The following is a 14,702-nucleotide window of genomic DNA, read 5'->3' on the forward strand; positions in this document are numbered from 1 at the left end:
TGTAGTGTCATGCACAATTCACTATATTATACCAGTTCCCATATGTCAAATTAAATTTTATTTTTCCCCTATTTTCAGGACGACAAATCATTCAGCATCTTTTTAGTAAATGCCCGAATCTTATCAGCACGACTGAGCGCATCCGGGAGTTTTCCTGCGTTTGTAGCCACCGTGTCTTCGAGCTTCAGGCGCAATTCGGCATATTCTCTTTCCATATCGGCCAAATAATCTCTAAGCTGCTGTACTGCGGGTTCAACAGCAATTATTACTGTTGGCTCAATCTTCCATTCACGTCCGGCGATCGCCACTGAATCGCCATAACGCGGAATATATGTGGGAATTCCAAATTTCTCATTAATAAGCTGGGCAAAGGGTTCTGCCATCTCTTGTTCGCCATGTACAATAAAGATATTGGCCGGTTTGGTTTCAAATTTACCCAACCAGGTCATCAGTTGATCCTGGTCCGCATGGGCTGAAAAACCATCCAAATTGTAGATTTTGGCCTTAACACTGATCTCCTCGCCCATAATTTTTACTTTCTTGACACCCTCTAACAAGCGCCGCCCCATACTTCCCTGCGCCTGATAGCCAACAAATAGAACCGAGCTCTCCGGCCGCCATAAATTATGTTTCAAGTGGTGAAGAACCCGCCCGGCATCAGCCATGCCGCTGGCAGAGATAATGATGGCCGGTCGCCCCAGTTTATTAATAGCCTTAGACTCATCAGACGTCTTGGTGTAAGTCAATTGTGGCAGGCGGAGCGGGTGGTCATGATCCTTGTAGAGCATGTCATACGCTTCACTATCATATTCCTGCGAGTTTTTCAAAAATATATCTGTCGCAGAAATGGCCAGCGGGCTGTCGATAATTACCGGAATATCCGGAATCAAGCCACCTTTAAATAAAGTATGCAGATGATATAGCAGCGTTTGTGTGCGGCCTACTGCAAATGAGGGTATGATTAGATTGCCGCCCTTTGCCACTGTGTCATTTATATATGTTGCCAGCAACTCAACCGGATCGCTGGGATCATGCTTACGGGCCCCGTAGGTTGACTCAACAACAACATAGTCGGCATGGGCAATCTTGACCGGGTCCTTGATAATAGGCTGGTCGGGCTGGCCCAAATCACCGGAAAATAAAAATTTAGCTGTTTCGCCGTTTTCAGTCAGCCAAATTTCCACCATCGATGATCCAAGTATATGACCGGCATCCCGAAATGAAATCGTAATTTCATCTGAAAGTTTTACCTCAGCGTCATAGGGCACCGGAGAAAACTGTTGGAGGCAGGCATAGGCTTCATCAACAGTGTAGAGCGGCTCTACTGCTTTATAACCGGCACGTTGTCCTTTGCGATTAGCAATCTCGGCATCAAACTCTTGAATGTGACCGCTGTCAGGCAGCATAATACTGCACAGTTCAGCTGTTACCTTGGTGGCATAAATAGGCCCTTTAAAACCTGATTTGCACAATCGGGGTATCAGTCCGCTATGATCAATATGGGCGTGGGTCAAGAATACCCCGTCAATATCGGCAGGGTTATAGCTGAATGGTCTTCTGTTTAGCGCAACAATCGCTTTTGATCCTTGAAACATACCGCAGTCAACCAGATACTTTTTTGACCCAATCTCTAAAAGGTAGGAAGATCCGGTTACCATTCCGGCTGCCCCCAAAAAAGTTAAACGCATATATTTGGCTCCTTTTTTCACCATTATTCCAATGAGAAGTTTGTCACAACTGTTGAATTTTAGAAACCCTTATAATTTTCTAAATTCTACATACCCATCTGTTTTCCTGCAAAGATAAGCAAAAACCGGAGCGTACGCTCCGGTTTTCGCTATTATGAGTAATATTATTCTTCACCCAATACTCGTACTTCCGGATGCAGCGAAATACCAAACTGCTTATAAACACCATCCTGCACTTTGCTAATGAGCGCCAGTACATCCTGAGCCGTTGCCCCGCCTGCATTAATAATAAAACCGGCGTGCTTTGTGGAAACTTGCGCACCACCAACACTTACCCCTTTAAGACCTGCCTGCTCAATCAGTGTTCCTGCAAAATAACCCTGGGGTCGTTTAAAGGTACTGCCGGCACTGGGCATTTCCAGCGGTTGCTTGCTTTCCCGCTTGGTTGTGTAATCATCAAGCAAACCACGAATAGAGTTGTCTTCGCCCACAGATAACCCTAATTCCACTTCACAGACAAAACAGTCATTTTCTTGAAATACACTGTGCCGGTAGCCGAATTCAAGCTCTTCCCCCGTAAAACGCCTGAGTTCACCGCTTGCACATACCGCGGTAACCGCTTGCACTACCTGACTCATCTCCCCTTCGTAAGCGCCGGCATTCATAAATACCGCACCGCCGATACTGCCGGGGATGCCAATGGCAAACTCAAACCCTGTCAAATTATTTCTTGCAGCATATTTTGATACATCTGCCAATAGCGCCCCTGCCCCCGCAGACAGAGTACTGCCGCGGTGCCTGATATAGCCCATTTCCGGACCGAACTTAACAACAAGGCCGCGGATGCCGCGGTCTAACACCAGCACATTAGAACCGTTGCCAAGTACAGTAACAGGCACCTCATATTGTTTGGCTGTATCCAGCACCGCAGCTACTTCCTGAACAGTTGCAGGCAGTGCCAGGTAATCTGCCGGACCGCCGATTTTAAAGGTAGTGTGTTTGGACATAGGTTCATCAACAAGCAGCCTTTCCGGGGGAATAGCTTTTTCTAATTCGGCAGCAAACTCCACAGGCCGTCTAACCAACATCTCATTCTTTGCCAAATAAATCCATTCCTTCGGCGACCGCATCGCCAATTATTTTGTAAATATCAGCAGCGATTTGCTGAAAACGCATATGGGCATGGATAAAGTCCCGAGCCTTCGGATTAAGTACAATAAGTTCATACATCTTTTGCAGCTCTGCTGACTTCTCTTTATCTTCAGGATTACCGGCCATTAATTCATACTCGGCAGCCAGCTTTTTTTTGAAAAAATCCTGTACCATCTTTTTACTTGTTGGATCACTGTCAAGCTGCTTTTTTGTATTCAAAAATGCCTGGTATTCCTCAGAACCTCTTAATGCCCTGCCCAGTTCATGGGCTTTGTCATGTACATTCATTGCCAATTCCTCCAGTTATTCACCATCTATCTTATGCGTGAAATATTGTGCTTATACGATTAAAAATCTTTTTTCAACAGACCTTTATAAAAATCCTGCATTGTTATGGCATCCTGAGCCTGAGTACCGGCAGACTCACAGATAATCCGGGGCGTATAACCCCGCTCAGCAATAACTGCAAGCAGTGGCTCATGGGGCGGTCCATAGGGATCAGCAAACGTCCAGTGACGCCGCTCGCCAGCTTTGGTAAACTCAATCCGGCTAAAATGGATATGCAGATTCTGAGCAGCCCCGGCTCCCAGCGTTTCGGCTATTTTATCAAATACAGCGGCAAACTCCTGACTTGTCGTATACTGCCCGCCTGTCACGGCATGCAAGTGACCGAAATCCACAGCCGGGCGTACCCTATCAGACAACTTGCATAGCTCAAGCACCTCGTCAACTGACCCCAGTTGATTTTGTTTCCCCATAGTCTCAGGCAACAGTAGCGGCCCTGTCAAGCCCAGGCACTCAGCCTGCTCCAGTACTTGCGCAAACAGACGTTTAGACCTCTCCATTGCCTGCCGGCGGTCTCCCCCCTTGCCGGGACCGCCGATGTGAAATACAAGCCTATCGGCGCCCATCCATTTTGCCACCTCCAGCGACCGCTGAAAATGCTTCAGGGTATTAGCGGCGATGGTTTCATCTTCGGTAGCAAGGCTTATAAAATAGGGCGCGTGGATGCTAATCTTAACATCGTAACAGGCGGCTTGTTCCCCCACCCGTTCAGCGGTAGCCTGACCGACATGTACCCCACGGCTGCATTGATATTCATAGGCTTTCAGGCTCAGGCCGCCCAGCCATTCCGGCATATCAGCCGAAGCCTTGTGCCCGGCCTCATAAAATGCGTCTGGATTGCCTGCCGGACCAAATTGTGCAAACATGTAATCACCATCCCTAAATTGGGGTTATCTGAGCCCCGGGAAATCTTGCTGCCGCAGCGCTTCGTAGACAACAACAGCCACAGCATTTGACAGATTCAACGATCTGGCATCGTCAAGCATAGGAATACGAACACAATTTTCCGGATAATCGGCTAGTAATTCCTGCGGTAATCCGGCCGTTTCCTTACCAAACACCAATAGATCATTCACCTGATAAGTAATATCACTGTGACACTTATGGGCTTTTGTTGTATTAAAATAAAACTTATGCCCTTTATAAAGTTCAAGCACTTCAGCAAAATTCTCGTGAATATGTACTTTGACCAAATGCCAATAGTCAAGCCCTGCCCGTTTCAGATAACGGTCTTCAATAGAAAATCCAAGCGGTTTTATCAGATGTAATTCACAGCCGGTTGCCGCACATAGTCTGGCAATGTTGCCGGTATTGCCGGGAATTTCCGGTTCTACCAGTACAATATGCATCAAAATCACCTCAGTTATACAGTTTTTCCTGTTTACTTTGTTTGAAACAGATCAGATGTCAAAAGATCAAAGTAAAAGGTATTCTACACAAAAAATAAAAATCCTACCCGTTTTAGGTAGGATGTCAACAGTCATATTAATTTTGTCCAGTTTAGCCATGAATCAGACGGGGAACACAACGCACACAAACCCAGTTACTCTCACCCTTGCTCTTGATGGGGAGAAGTGGCCGCTCATGCTCCGTAATACCACACAACGAACACTTCATAGTTACGTTATATTCAGGTTTACCGGCAAGTGTTTTTTTGTGTTCATGCACAGCTTCCTCATCAAAAGCTATCGTTTCGCGGTCCTCTAACGTTAAAGCCCCGGTCGGGCACACCCCCAGGCAAAACCCAGCACCATCACATAACTCTTCGCGCCGTACCCGGGCCTTGCCATCAACAAGCTCAATTGCACCTTCCGCACAGGGGGACACACACTGGCCACAACCAGTACACAGTTCATCATTAATCTTAACAATCTTTCTGGTCACTTTATTCATTTTCCGCTCTCCTCTTTTTTCTATAGTATACCATATTCACCAAACCCTACAGTGATATGAATCACAGGTTACGCCGGTAATTAAGCAAATCAATAAAAGCCTCTAACCGAGTGACCACGCCAGCTTCTGCAGACTGCTCGTCAAATGCCAGGGAAAGGACCGGTATGCCATGATCATTACTGGTTTGATGCAGGATATTTTTTGCAATAACCTCAGGCATACAGGTAAACGGAAAAACATGCATAATACCGTCATACCCCTGTTTTGCCATCCCCACTGTAGCACCAATGCTTCTGAGACCATGCCCACCCACACCATGCCCAAGGTAGGGTGCGGCCGCTGTGGCAATTTCATGATGCTTAGCCACATAAGACTTATTTCTTAATAAATGCGTCCGGACATAATCAGTCAGAGACATTGTTCTGTGAACATGAGCCCCCATCCGGCCCAGCCGTTGTTCTAAATCCTGATTGACAAAGGCTTCCAGCATAACATAAATCTCGCCAACCAACCCGATCTGCAGTGGCACTTGTCCATTTTTCGCAACCTTAAGCAACCTTTCCTCGTAAATATCGCGAATGTCTGGCAGATCCCGTGGATCGGAAGCAGCCTCTATTTCGGCGACAGCTTCCTGATAAACAACATCTGCTGTGCCTGTGAACTGTTCGGTGGCCCGTACCTCACGCAACACGTCCCCTAACATATCCAGCGCACTCATCTTGGCCCCGGCCAGGGTAAAAGCGCGATATACAGATGTCACCCCGGACTGCGGCGCCAACTGCCTGATTGCTTTAAAGACTTTAAATACATCAGGTTCAATGGCTACCATAGTGAATTTGTAGCCAAGTTCTTTGAGGATTTCCTGCTGGACCTGGGCATAGTACCCTAGCCGGCATGGACCGACCCCGCCACAAGTAACAATAGTGTCAGCCCCGGCATCCAGGGCTTCAATATAATTGCCTAAGGTTACCTTAAGCGGCAGACAGGCTGTTTCCGGCGCATACCTTGCCCCTGTTTCCACTGTTTTCTTGCTGATGGGAGGAGGCGCCATTACGGTAAGCCCAAGGGTGCTTAACAGACTTTTCATAGTCACATATAGTGGACCCATATGGGGAAAAGTGACAATCATCGGGAATTCCTCCGTTTGAGCATATCGGTAAACGCCTCGAGGCGGGTAAGAAATCCGGCTTCAGCCGTATGTTCCTCAAGATTGAGCAGCATAAACGGTAATTTACTTTCCCCGGCTTTGCGCTTGATGATTTCACCAACTATCGAGTCAGGGCCACAGCTGAAGGAAGTCATAAAAATCAAACCATCGACAGCCTTGTCATTGATAAGTGCCAGCGCTGTGCCCACCAACTGGTGACAATATGACCAATAAATTTTTTTGTCAAGATCACGCGCCGCCAATTGCGCCTGACATGCCGGCACCTGGTCAGGCGTGATAACAGCCATGCCCATAGCCGTGAGTTTAGCCCTGGCATTCATGCTGATAAATTTATCCTGAATAAGATAAGAGTGTCCAATCAAGCCAATCCGTAAAGCAGTTGCAGGCAAGCCGTCAGTGCCTGTCATTACAGATTTCTTTACCCCCTCCTGCCGCCAGGCCCAATACCACGCGCCAAGGCTGGCGATCTTGCCCTGTCCCAGCCGATAGCCAATACTGATAACCGAATCCACCAAACTGACCTGCCGTTGGCGGAGGCTGACAGGAGTATCAATAAGCTCTGGTACATTGCTAAGATTACTGCGAATAAGGTCAGGCAAGCCCATCATTTTGGGACAGGTATACATCTGGCGGGCAACGCTCACAATACGCGGCACAAACAGACAGTCGGCCTTACCTGCCAGACTGGCGGCATGGCCGACATATACCTTTAGCGGCAAACATACTTCATCAAGCATTCCACCGGTGGTAAGCATCTTTTGGGTGGTTTCATCTGATACAACTACCTGGGCGCCGAGGGCCTCAAAGAAATGCTGCCACAGGTTCCCATACTCATAGTATAACAGACCACGCGGTACCCCAATGCGTACAGTTTCCAACAGACTAGTCCTCCCTAGCAACCCCATTTACCGCAGCGATCACCCCAACGTGCGGCCAATTGATTGTTTACACTGATTTCAACGACTTCGCACATATTGGGACAGCCATCACATTCAAAGCTTCGCGGTAGATAGGTATAGTCAACAATCTCAAACCCCCGGAAGGCGGTTGGTTTGCTAGTTATGGTTTCCCTGGCTAAGAGGGCAGCACCAAGCGCGCCCATAACATCGTAATAGGGTGGTATAATCACCTGACAGCCCAGTACCTCTTCAAATGCCCGTTTCATTCCCTGATTGGCTGCCACTCCGCCCTGGAATAATACCGGCCCTTTAATGTCTTTGCCTTTGCCGACGTTATTGACATAGTTGCGTGCCAGCGCCTGACATAATCCGTTTACTATATCGCAGATCTGATGACCGGCCTGCTGTTTGTGAATCATATCCGATTCGGCAAAAACTGCGCAACGCCCTGCTACTCTGACCGGAGTTGTTGACGCCAACGCCTTACTGCCAAATTCTTCTATTGATATATTAAGCCTTGCTGCCTGTTGATCAAGAAATGAACCTGTTCCCGCCGCGCAAACTGTATTCATCGCAAAATCAATGACAACGCCGTCACGAATAATAATCAGCTTAGAATCTTGACCGCCAATCTCTACTACTGTTTTGACATCAGGCGCAACATGCATAGCGGCAACGGCATGGGCTGTTATTTCATTTTTTATAACATCGGCCCCCACCATTACACCGGCTAACTGGCGTCCGCTGCCTGTTGTGCCTACTGCCTTTACCTCAAGCTCCTGGTTGCGCTCTTTTATTGTTTTAAGCCCCTGCTGCACAGCCATAATCGGTTGTCCCTGGGTTCTTACATAAAGGCTGTCAAATACTTGTCCACTGGTATTCAATACGGCAATGTTAGTGCTTACCGAGCCAACATCAATACCCATGTAGCAGTCTAAACGCTGCGGCAAAACCATCCCTCCATTAATTTGGTATACATTGGTATTATCACCTGTCTTAGCAAAGATATACTCGTGCTGCTTGAATCATACACATATAGAAGACAACAGTAACAAATGCTAAAAAGGGAGGATGAAAATGGCTGGAAAAATTAAACATATGTTTGCTGGTGGTAATACACCCCAAGGCTTTTTCTCCTATTACGATTACATAATACCTATTGATGCTGTGCGAATCTTCTTACTGAAAGGCGGACCCGGTACCGGTAAGTCGACTTTTATAAAAAAGATTGGCCAGGAAATGCTCGAACGCGGATTTTCTGTCGAATACCATCACTGTTCGAGTGATCCGAACTCTTTGGACGCCCTGGTCATACCGGTTCTTAGCATCGCCCTCATAGATGGTACCGCCCCTCATATTGTCGATCCTAAGCATCCAGGCTGTGTTGACGAAATCCTTAACCTGGGTGAATACTGGAATGAGAGTAATCTGGTAAACAATAAATCCAGCATTTTAGCTTGTACTAAAGAAATCAGCAAATACTTCCAGCGTGCCTACCGTATGCTGAGAGCTGCCAAAGCAGTATATGACGACTGGGAAGCCGCCAATAACGAAGCTCTCAATTATAAACTTGCCAACCAAAAAGCGGCTGATCTTATCGAAAAGCTTTTTACCAACGTAAACACTGTAGGCCACGGCAAAAACCGTAAACTGTTTGCTTCTGCCATCACCGCGGCTGGCCCGGTAAATTATATTGATTCAATCGTAATTGATCTGTCATCCCGTTGTGTTTTAACAGGATCTCCCGGCACAGGCAAAGCCACACTGCTGGCTAAGGTGGCTGATACTGCCATAGCCAAAGGGCTGGATATTGAAACCTATCATTGCCCGCTTGATCCGCTTAAGGTGGAACACGTAATCATACCAGCGTTAAGCACAGCGCTTATTACCTCTGTCCCGCCACACAATCAGCCCACCTACGGCGCCACAGCCGTTATCGACATGAATGATTGTCTTGACCAGCAAATCATTCATCATTTAGAACCTGTAACCGATTATGATCGCACTGCGTTTTGGGAGCTTTTTAGCAAGGCTGGGATGTATATCAAGGATGCTAAAAAACTACAGGATCAGCTTGAAACTTATTATGCTCCCAATATTAATTTTAATGGTGCTGATACCCTTAGAGACAAGACATTGGCAAGAATACTAACCATGCAACAAAATAACAAATGAAAATTCCGCAAATATTATAAAATTAATTATATTCATTTCCCACTAGATCATGTATAATCATAACAAGATGTATGGGTCTGAGACATGGTGGCAAACCGCCTTGTCAAGGATACTAAATTTGTCGCCAGTCTAAAAGCAAGGGCTGAAGCCTACGCTCAGGATCTTGATAATACCCAAGGGGTTGGTCCTCACACCATCTCCGTCCCCCGCATACGTCCGGCCAGCGGGATGGACTTAACTAAGTCCCTATTTAGTCAATGACGAAGCTTTCAAAAAAATTGTGGCCATTATTCGCTTGGCTTATACTGGCATAATTTTATCAACCCGTGAGTCTTCTGAGCTTAGAGATGAACTTATTAGGTATGGTGTATCCCAGATTAGTGCCGGTTCCTGTACAGGTGTCGGTGGCTACCATCAGGTTTATAAAGAGCATGAAGCAAATGCCCCGGCCAAAGGCCTTCAGTTTGAGACTGGCGATAACCGCTCGCCTCAGGAAATTGTCAGCATGCTCTGCAAGCAAGGTTTTGTCCCCAGCTACTGTACAGCCTGCTATCGGCAAGGCCGTACCGGCGATAGGTTTATGAGCCTTGCTAAAAGCGGTGAGATTCAAAATGTCTGTTTGCCCAATGCGCTGTTAACCTTCAAAGAATATCTCCTCGATTATGCTGACCCCGCGATCAGAGAAATCGGTGAGGTCACTATTCAAAAGCATCTCACTGAGATACCTGTAGCTGCAACTAGAGAAGCTACTGCTACTCGTTTAAAAGAGATCGAAACAGGTGTGAGAGATTTATATTTTTAGGTTATGTATGCAAAGAAGCTTTGCGGAACTTCCGCAAAGCTTCTTTTGTTATCTATTCAACAGCTAATTAAGAGCAGTTCCTATCAGTTTTGACGCAAACCTGTAACTAATGCTTTGGTTAGTTTCTGGCAATACTAGAATATGGTAATATTGCTATATAAACTCTTTATGGAAAATTACAGTTTCTACTTGAATTGGCAGGTGTAACTTTTGAAACGTATTATACTTATCATGCTTTTAACCCTGGCAATGTCCTACATCCTTGAAGTCTCTGAAAACGTTGGCCTTAATAGATTTAAACCAACTCTGGAGATTGATTATACAACAAATGAATATACTTTAAGCTGGCCCCGTCTTCCCTATCTAGCTTACTACAAGATTGAGGCCCTAAGTTCCCCACCAGCAGATGATTATTTGGATGTCGCTGACGCTCAGCGCATTGTTAGTTATCATACCTGGAAAAACCAGTTCGCAATTGATGAAAACTTTCCTTTTAACACCTATTGGCGAGTCTCTGCCCAAACCTTATTTCACAGGCCGCTGGGTAAGTATTCTAATCATATAAGCTTGACCGAAGCCAGTGGTCGGGTGGCAGAAGACTTCGATAAGGTCAAACCAGTGCCCACATCCGCCTACCCGGCCAATGCACCGGCATCTGTCCGGCCAATGCTTACCTGGACAATCGTACCCAATGCTGTGTACTATGAGCTTGAGTTTGTACCAGTACTTCCGGAAAATCCCAATGATGTTTTACCATCAGAACAGCAGCTTCGTTTAACCCGGGAGGTATTTACCAATGGCTATAACGCCGATTTTTCCTGGTATGAAGGCAACCGTATCTTCTGGCGAGTCCGTGCCCTTAACTATAAGGGCAATCCATTAGGAGTATTCTCTGATGCAACTGAGGTCTGGATTGACCGCACTATCCCCCCTGTCGCAAAACCAATCATTAATACTCACCATAAACCATCTACCCTGCCGGTGCCCCTCTACCCGGTATATGCCTGGATACCAGTATCTGGGGCCATAAGTTATGAGGTCGAGCTTACAAATCACCTTCCAGAAAACCCTGGCGGTATTGAGCCCTCAATCCATCGTATCTGGAGTAAAACTGTCACTGGACTAAATGACTGTTATGACGATCAGCCGCGTATTGTCCCCGGTAAATATTATTGGCGTGTCCGTGGTATTGATGCCAGTGGTAAGCCGGTAGGCCAGTATTCCGATACAGCTGAGTTTACCGTTGATCTAACCAGAGGTCACTATGCCGCAACCTTTGGTGACAGTATCACCCATGGGGGTGGCGCTATCTCCTACTCTCCAGCTAATACTGATTACAGCTATCAGACCTATCTGCATTTTCCGGCTGTCAATCTTGGCAAAAGCGGCGATACTTCAGAAAGTATGCTCACAAGATTTGACCAAGACGTGCTCCCGTTTAAGCCTAAATACTTAATCATCCTTGGCGGTACCAACAGTCTGCGTGGTGGAGTTCCCGCAACTCAGGTTATCACTGAGCTTGCTGCTATTCGTGATAAATGCCTGATAAATGGCATTAGACCAATCTTCCTGACCTTACCGCCAATCAATCCAGCCGCTATTGATGCCGTTTTTAAAGAAGAAACTGTGTCCAATTGGCGAGAAGAGTTTGATACGGTTAATGACTTTATTAGACAACAACGCTACTTTATCGAACTTGAACCATATTTTGCGGATAGCACCCGGGGACTCCCCGAGCATTTTGCTACAGATGGATTACACCTTGATATTGAAGGAAAAAAGCTCATTGGGCAGATCATCAACGCCCATTGGACAAGGGTTGTTCGGTAACAGCCTGCTCCATTTGCAAAAGTTCATCCCGGCGTTCTTTGGCAGTGGCAAAAAAACCATGAATACTTGCCCGGTCTCCTTGGCGAATAGCCACAGCGACCTCACCGATGATCTGACTGAACTTTTCCAGGCTATCGGAGATCGGTCCGGCATTTGTCATACACACATCGGCCCACATGTCGGCATTAGATGAAGCAATACGTGTGGTATCGCGAAAACCACCGCCAGCCAGCTTAATGCTGCTATCTTTGTCCTCGGAGTAGGCCAGTAAATTTACCAAAGCGGCAGCGCCAATATGTGGTATATGGCTAATCAGGGCTGTACACCAATCATGCCGGATTGCCTCCATCTCGGTTATCCGGGCTCCTGTCCAGCTGACAACCTGGCGAACTGCTTCGACAGGTGCGGAATCGCCGGTTTCTAATGGCGTAAGGATATACCATTTATCATGAAAAAGAGTGCTGTCGGCGGCTTCGATGCCGCTTTTTTCACGTCCGGCCATCGGATGGCCAGGCACATAATAAACACCAGCAGGCAGCAATGCTGTTATTTCCTGGATTAAATAGTGTTTTGTACTGCAGGTGTCTGTCAGGATAGCTCCCGGCTTTAAATAAGGTGCCATTTCTTTTACTAACGTTGCCGCCTGCAACACTGGCGTACATAAAAAAATCATATCGGCGTCAGCTATGCCTGCCTTAACATCAGCAGTAACGATATCGGCCGCACCACGCTGCCTGGCTTTAATCAGCGACAGCTCGTTAGTATCAACACCAGTAATCTCAACTTTTCCACCTCTGGCTGCTTTGAGCGCCAGACCTAGCGAACCGCCAATCAATCCCATACCGATGATTGCAATCCGCTTAATAGCTAGCCTCATTCCATTCTCCTGCCCACTACCGGCGCAATTGCCCTGACTTCACTCATGAGCGCCCGGAAGTTTTCAGGGGTCAGGGACTGACTGCCATCAGACAAGGCTTCTGCCGGATTGGGATGTACCTCAATCATTAAGCCGTCAGCCCCTCCGGCTACCGCGGCTCTGGCCATCGGCCGCACTAATTTCCATAAACCGGTACCATGACTTGGGTCAACAATAACAGGTAAATGGCTCAGATTTTTTAGTGCCGCCACAGCACTCAAATCCAGCGTATTGCGGGTATAATCCTCAAAGGTTCGAATCCCACGCTCACAAAACATAACATTATAATTCCCCTCACTCATAACATACTCGGCAGCATGCAGCCATTCATTAATCGTAGCTGCAATGCCACGTTTCAAAAGCACTGGCATGCCGCTTTTGCCTACAGCCTTTAAGAGCTGGAAGTTTTGCATATTGCGGGCCCCGATTTGCAATACATCTGCGTAGGCGCCTACCACAGCCACAGACTCAATATCAACAACCTCGGTAACAATCTTAAGACCGGTTACAGCTCTGGCTTCTGCCAGCATTTCCAGACCCTTTTCTTCAAGACCCTGGAAAGAGTAAGGCGAAGTGCGTGGTTTATAAGCCCCTCCCCGCAAGAACTGGGCCCCTGCCGCTTTGACAATCCTTGCCGACTCTAAGAGTTGTTCCCTGCTCTCAACAGCACAAGGCCCAGCCATGACTGTTAACTGAGAACCACCAACAAGTACGCCCCCAATATCAATAATTGTGTCTTCGTTTTTAAACTCCCGGCTGACCAGTTTGTAGCCAGCTGTAACTGATATTGCTTTTTCAACGCCGGACATGGCTTCTAGTGGTAATTGGGCCATTAGTTTTTTCTCCCCGATAAGGCCAATAATTGTACGCATTTTACCTTCTGACAAATGTACTTTTAATCCGGCTCCGGTTACCCGGGAAATCACGAGTTCAATCTCATGCTGAGTTGCGGTTGGACTCATTACAATAATCATGTCTATCGCCTCCATAAAAATATAAAAAGTCCCATCCCCTATACAGGGACGAGACTTCACTCGCGGTACCACCCTGCTTGCTAAAATAGCAAGCCGCTCTTTTCAGGTACAGGAAAAATCCGATACCCTAGCCTATAATAACGGTGGCGTCCGGCGCAGTCTACTTGAATTACTTTCGACCTGCTGCTCACGGGTGTATTTCAGTAAGCACGCCTACCGGGTCACACCACCCCCCGGCTCTCTGATAATAGCGCAGCCAATTTACTTATCCCGTTCATTGCATTTGTATATGCTATTGCAAATGAATATACCAGATAAAATCGTTACTGTCAATAGTCTTGTGATCTATTTCTGCATCTCTTTATGAAACTTAATATTATACCACTCAGCTCCACGCTCAGTCATTTGTTCCCAGCCAGCCTTCACTAACCGGTCAACCAAGCCTTCCAGAGCCTCTCTATGACGTTTATTCTTTTCATCAGGCGTAAATGAACATGACATAATCTCAATTTTGACCGACTTCTTGACAATAGTATCGTGACTGTCACCACTATTTATACTATCTGGAATTGACATTCGGGCCTGAAACTCACCAATATCGCGTGGAAATATCCCCCAGCGTTCACCTGTAGTCTGATAGGTGATTTCACAGTACATCGTTCTTAGCTCCTCATCTTTGTAACCGATTTGTTAAGTATGTTCCGTCAAAAACGAAATAAAGAAAACACGGCTTGCGCCGAGCCTATGGCGAAAGCGGAAGCCGATGTTGCCCTTATCCAGAGAAAGTTATGCTTTCTATCAGGAAAAGAAAGGCGACAGGTTAAGCCGCCTTCTTTATTTTGCCTGAAACTCCGCTAACG

Annotated in this window: 16 protein-coding genes and 1 other annotated feature; of the genes, 4 read left to right on the forward strand and 12 right to left on the reverse strand. The window is 46.7% G+C overall.

Annotation, left to right across the window (positions count from 1 at the left end; genetic code table 11):
- Positions 1 to 74 precede the first annotated feature (74 nt).
- From VN379_RS14740 to VN379_RS14780, 9 genes are all read right to left on the reverse strand, one after another.
- Positions 75 to 1,688: an MBL fold metallo-hydrolase gene (locus tag VN379_RS14740; RefSeq protein WP_325535146.1), complete on the reverse strand. Its 1,614-nt coding sequence runs from the start codon at positions 1,686 to 1,688 to the stop codon at positions 75 to 77.
- 164 nt (positions 1,689 to 1,852) lie between these two features.
- Entirely contained in the window at positions 1,853 to 2,776 is a 924-nt protein-coding gene (gene murB / locus VN379_RS14745; protein WP_325535169.1) for a UDP-N-acetylmuramate dehydrogenase, read from the reverse strand.
- 1 nt (position 2,777) lies between these two features.
- Complete coding sequence (locus VN379_RS14750) at positions 2,778 to 3,128, reverse strand: YlbF family regulator (protein ID WP_325535148.1); 351 nt, start codon at positions 3,126 to 3,128, stop codon at positions 2,778 to 2,780.
- Positions 3,129 to 3,187: 59 nt separating this feature from the next.
- Positions 3,188 to 4,051, reverse strand: coding sequence for a TIM barrel protein (locus VN379_RS14755; RefSeq protein WP_325535150.1), 864 nt, complete (start codon positions 4,049 to 4,051; stop codon positions 3,188 to 3,190).
- Positions 4,052 to 4,075: 24 nt separating this feature from the next.
- Positions 4,076 to 4,534 (reverse strand): tRNA (uridine(34)/cytosine(34)/5-carboxymethylaminomethyluridine(34)-2'-O)-methyltransferase TrmL, encoded by a 459-nt coding sequence (gene trmL / locus VN379_RS14760; RefSeq protein WP_325535152.1) that lies wholly within the window; start codon positions 4,532 to 4,534, stop codon positions 4,076 to 4,078.
- Between the two features lie 151 nt (positions 4,535 to 4,685).
- Entirely contained in the window at positions 4,686 to 5,078 is a 393-nt protein-coding gene (locus VN379_RS14765; protein WP_325535154.1) for an ATP-binding protein, read from the reverse strand.
- A gap of 61 nt (positions 5,079 to 5,139) precedes the next feature.
- A complete protein-coding gene (locus tag VN379_RS14770) occupies positions 5,140 to 6,207 on the reverse strand; it encodes an acyl-CoA dehydratase activase-related protein (protein WP_325535156.1) in 1,068 nt (355 codons plus the stop codon).
- Positions 6,204 to 7,124: an acyl-CoA dehydratase activase-related protein gene (locus tag VN379_RS14775; RefSeq protein ID WP_325535158.1), complete on the reverse strand. Its 921-nt coding sequence runs from the start codon at positions 7,122 to 7,124 to the stop codon at positions 6,204 to 6,206. Before VN379_RS14775 ends, VN379_RS14770 begins: the two co-directional genes overlap by 4 nt.
- A 14-nt stretch (positions 7,125 to 7,138) precedes the next feature.
- On the reverse strand, positions 7,139 to 8,095 hold the full coding sequence (locus VN379_RS14780) for an acyl-CoA dehydratase activase (RefSeq protein ID WP_422663625.1): 957 nt from the start codon (positions 8,093 to 8,095) through the stop codon (positions 7,139 to 7,141).
- 127 nt (positions 8,096 to 8,222) lie between these two features.
- On the opposite strand from VN379_RS14780, the gene VN379_RS14785 reads away from it, so the two are divergent.
- The 4 genes from VN379_RS14785 to VN379_RS14800 all read left to right on the forward strand — a co-directional run bounded on the left by VN379_RS14785 (position 8,223) and on the right by VN379_RS14800 (position 11,952).
- Positions 8,223 to 9,320, forward strand: a complete 1,098-nt coding sequence (locus tag VN379_RS14785; protein ID WP_325535159.1) for a PRK06851 family protein — start codon at positions 8,223 to 8,225, stop codon at positions 9,318 to 9,320.
- A gap of 84 nt (positions 9,321 to 9,404) precedes the next feature.
- Positions 9,405 to 9,581, forward strand: coding sequence for a hypothetical protein (locus VN379_RS14790; protein WP_325535160.1), 177 nt, complete (start codon positions 9,405 to 9,407; stop codon positions 9,579 to 9,581).
- Positions 9,582 to 9,600: 19 nt separating this feature from the next.
- A complete protein-coding gene (locus VN379_RS14795) occupies positions 9,601 to 10,122 on the forward strand; it encodes a hypothetical protein (RefSeq protein WP_325535161.1) in 522 nt (173 codons plus the stop codon).
- 210 nt (positions 10,123 to 10,332) lie between these two features.
- Positions 10,333 to 11,952: an SGNH/GDSL hydrolase family protein gene (locus VN379_RS14800; RefSeq protein WP_325535163.1), complete on the forward strand. Its 1,620-nt coding sequence runs from the start codon at positions 10,333 to 10,335 to the stop codon at positions 11,950 to 11,952.
- Here VN379_RS14800 and VN379_RS14805 read toward each other — a convergent pair.
- From VN379_RS14805 to VN379_RS14815, 3 genes are all read right to left on the reverse strand, one after another.
- The gene (locus VN379_RS14805) at positions 11,921 to 12,829 is read right to left on the reverse strand and encodes a prephenate dehydrogenase (RefSeq protein ID WP_325535165.1); all 909 of its coding nucleotides are present in this window, start codon (positions 12,827 to 12,829) and stop codon (positions 11,921 to 11,923) included. The two genes, VN379_RS14800 and VN379_RS14805, sit on opposite strands and share 32 nt — an antisense overlap.
- The gene (aroF, locus tag VN379_RS14810; RefSeq protein WP_325535167.1) at positions 12,826 to 13,842 is read right to left on the reverse strand and encodes a 3-deoxy-7-phosphoheptulonate synthase; all 1,017 of its coding nucleotides are present in this window, start codon (positions 13,840 to 13,842) and stop codon (positions 12,826 to 12,828) included. The genes VN379_RS14805 and aroF overlap by 4 nt, the downstream gene beginning before the upstream one ends.
- A gap of 41 nt (positions 13,843 to 13,883) precedes the next feature.
- Positions 13,884 to 14,129: a binding site (T-box leader), on the reverse strand.
- A 58-nt stretch (positions 14,130 to 14,187) separates the two neighbouring features.
- Positions 14,188 to 14,499 carry a hypothetical protein gene (locus tag VN379_RS14815; RefSeq protein WP_325525597.1) on the reverse strand — a complete coding sequence of 104 codons (312 nt, stop codon included), beginning with the start codon at positions 14,497 to 14,499 and terminating at the stop codon, positions 14,188 to 14,190.
- Positions 14,500 to 14,702 lie beyond the last annotated feature (203 nt).

It is taken from the genome of Sporomusa sp., assembly GCF_035561255.1.
Lineage (GTDB): Bacteria > Bacillota > Negativicutes > Sporomusales > Sporomusaceae > Sporomusa.

Bases quoted from the DNA above. Each gene is read 5' to 3' on its own strand.
- VN379_RS14740 (WP_325535146.1), bottom strand. From the start codon at position 1,688: ATGCGTTTAACTTTTTTGGGGGCAGCCGGAATGGTAACCGGATCTTCC.
- murB (WP_325535169.1), bottom strand. From the start codon at position 2,776: ATGTTGGTTAGACGGCCTGTGGAGTTTGCTGCCGAATTAGAAAAAGCT.
- VN379_RS14750 (WP_325535148.1), bottom strand. From the start codon at position 3,128: ATGAATGTACATGACAAAGCCCATGAACTGGGCAGGGCATTAAGAGGT.
- VN379_RS14755 (WP_325535150.1), bottom strand. From the start codon at position 4,051: ATGTTTGCACAATTTGGTCCGGCAGGCAATCCAGACGCATTTTATGAG.
- trmL (WP_325535152.1), bottom strand. From the start codon at position 4,534: ATGCATATTGTACTGGTAGAACCGGAAATTCCCGGCAATACCGGCAAC.
- VN379_RS14765 (WP_325535154.1), bottom strand. From the start codon at position 5,078: ATGAATAAAGTGACCAGAAAGATTGTTAAGATTAATGATGAACTGTGT.
- VN379_RS14770 (WP_325535156.1), bottom strand. From the start codon at position 6,207: ATGATTGTCACTTTTCCCCATATGGGTCCACTATATGTGACTATGAAA.
- VN379_RS14785 (WP_325535159.1), top strand. From the start codon at position 8,223: ATGGCTGGAAAAATTAAACATATGTTTGCTGGTGGTAATACACCCCAA.
- VN379_RS14790 (WP_325535160.1), top strand. From the start codon at position 9,405: ATGGTGGCAAACCGCCTTGTCAAGGATACTAAATTTGTCGCCAGTCTA.
- VN379_RS14805 (WP_325535165.1), bottom strand. From the start codon at position 12,829: ATGAGGCTAGCTATTAAGCGGATTGCAATCATCGGTATGGGATTGATT.
- aroF (WP_325535167.1), bottom strand. From the start codon at position 13,842: ATGATTATTGTAATGAGTCCAACCGCAACTCAGCATGAGATTGAACTC.
- VN379_RS14815 (WP_325525597.1), bottom strand. From the start codon at position 14,499: ATGTACTGTGAAATCACCTATCAGACTACAGGTGAACGCTGGGGGATA.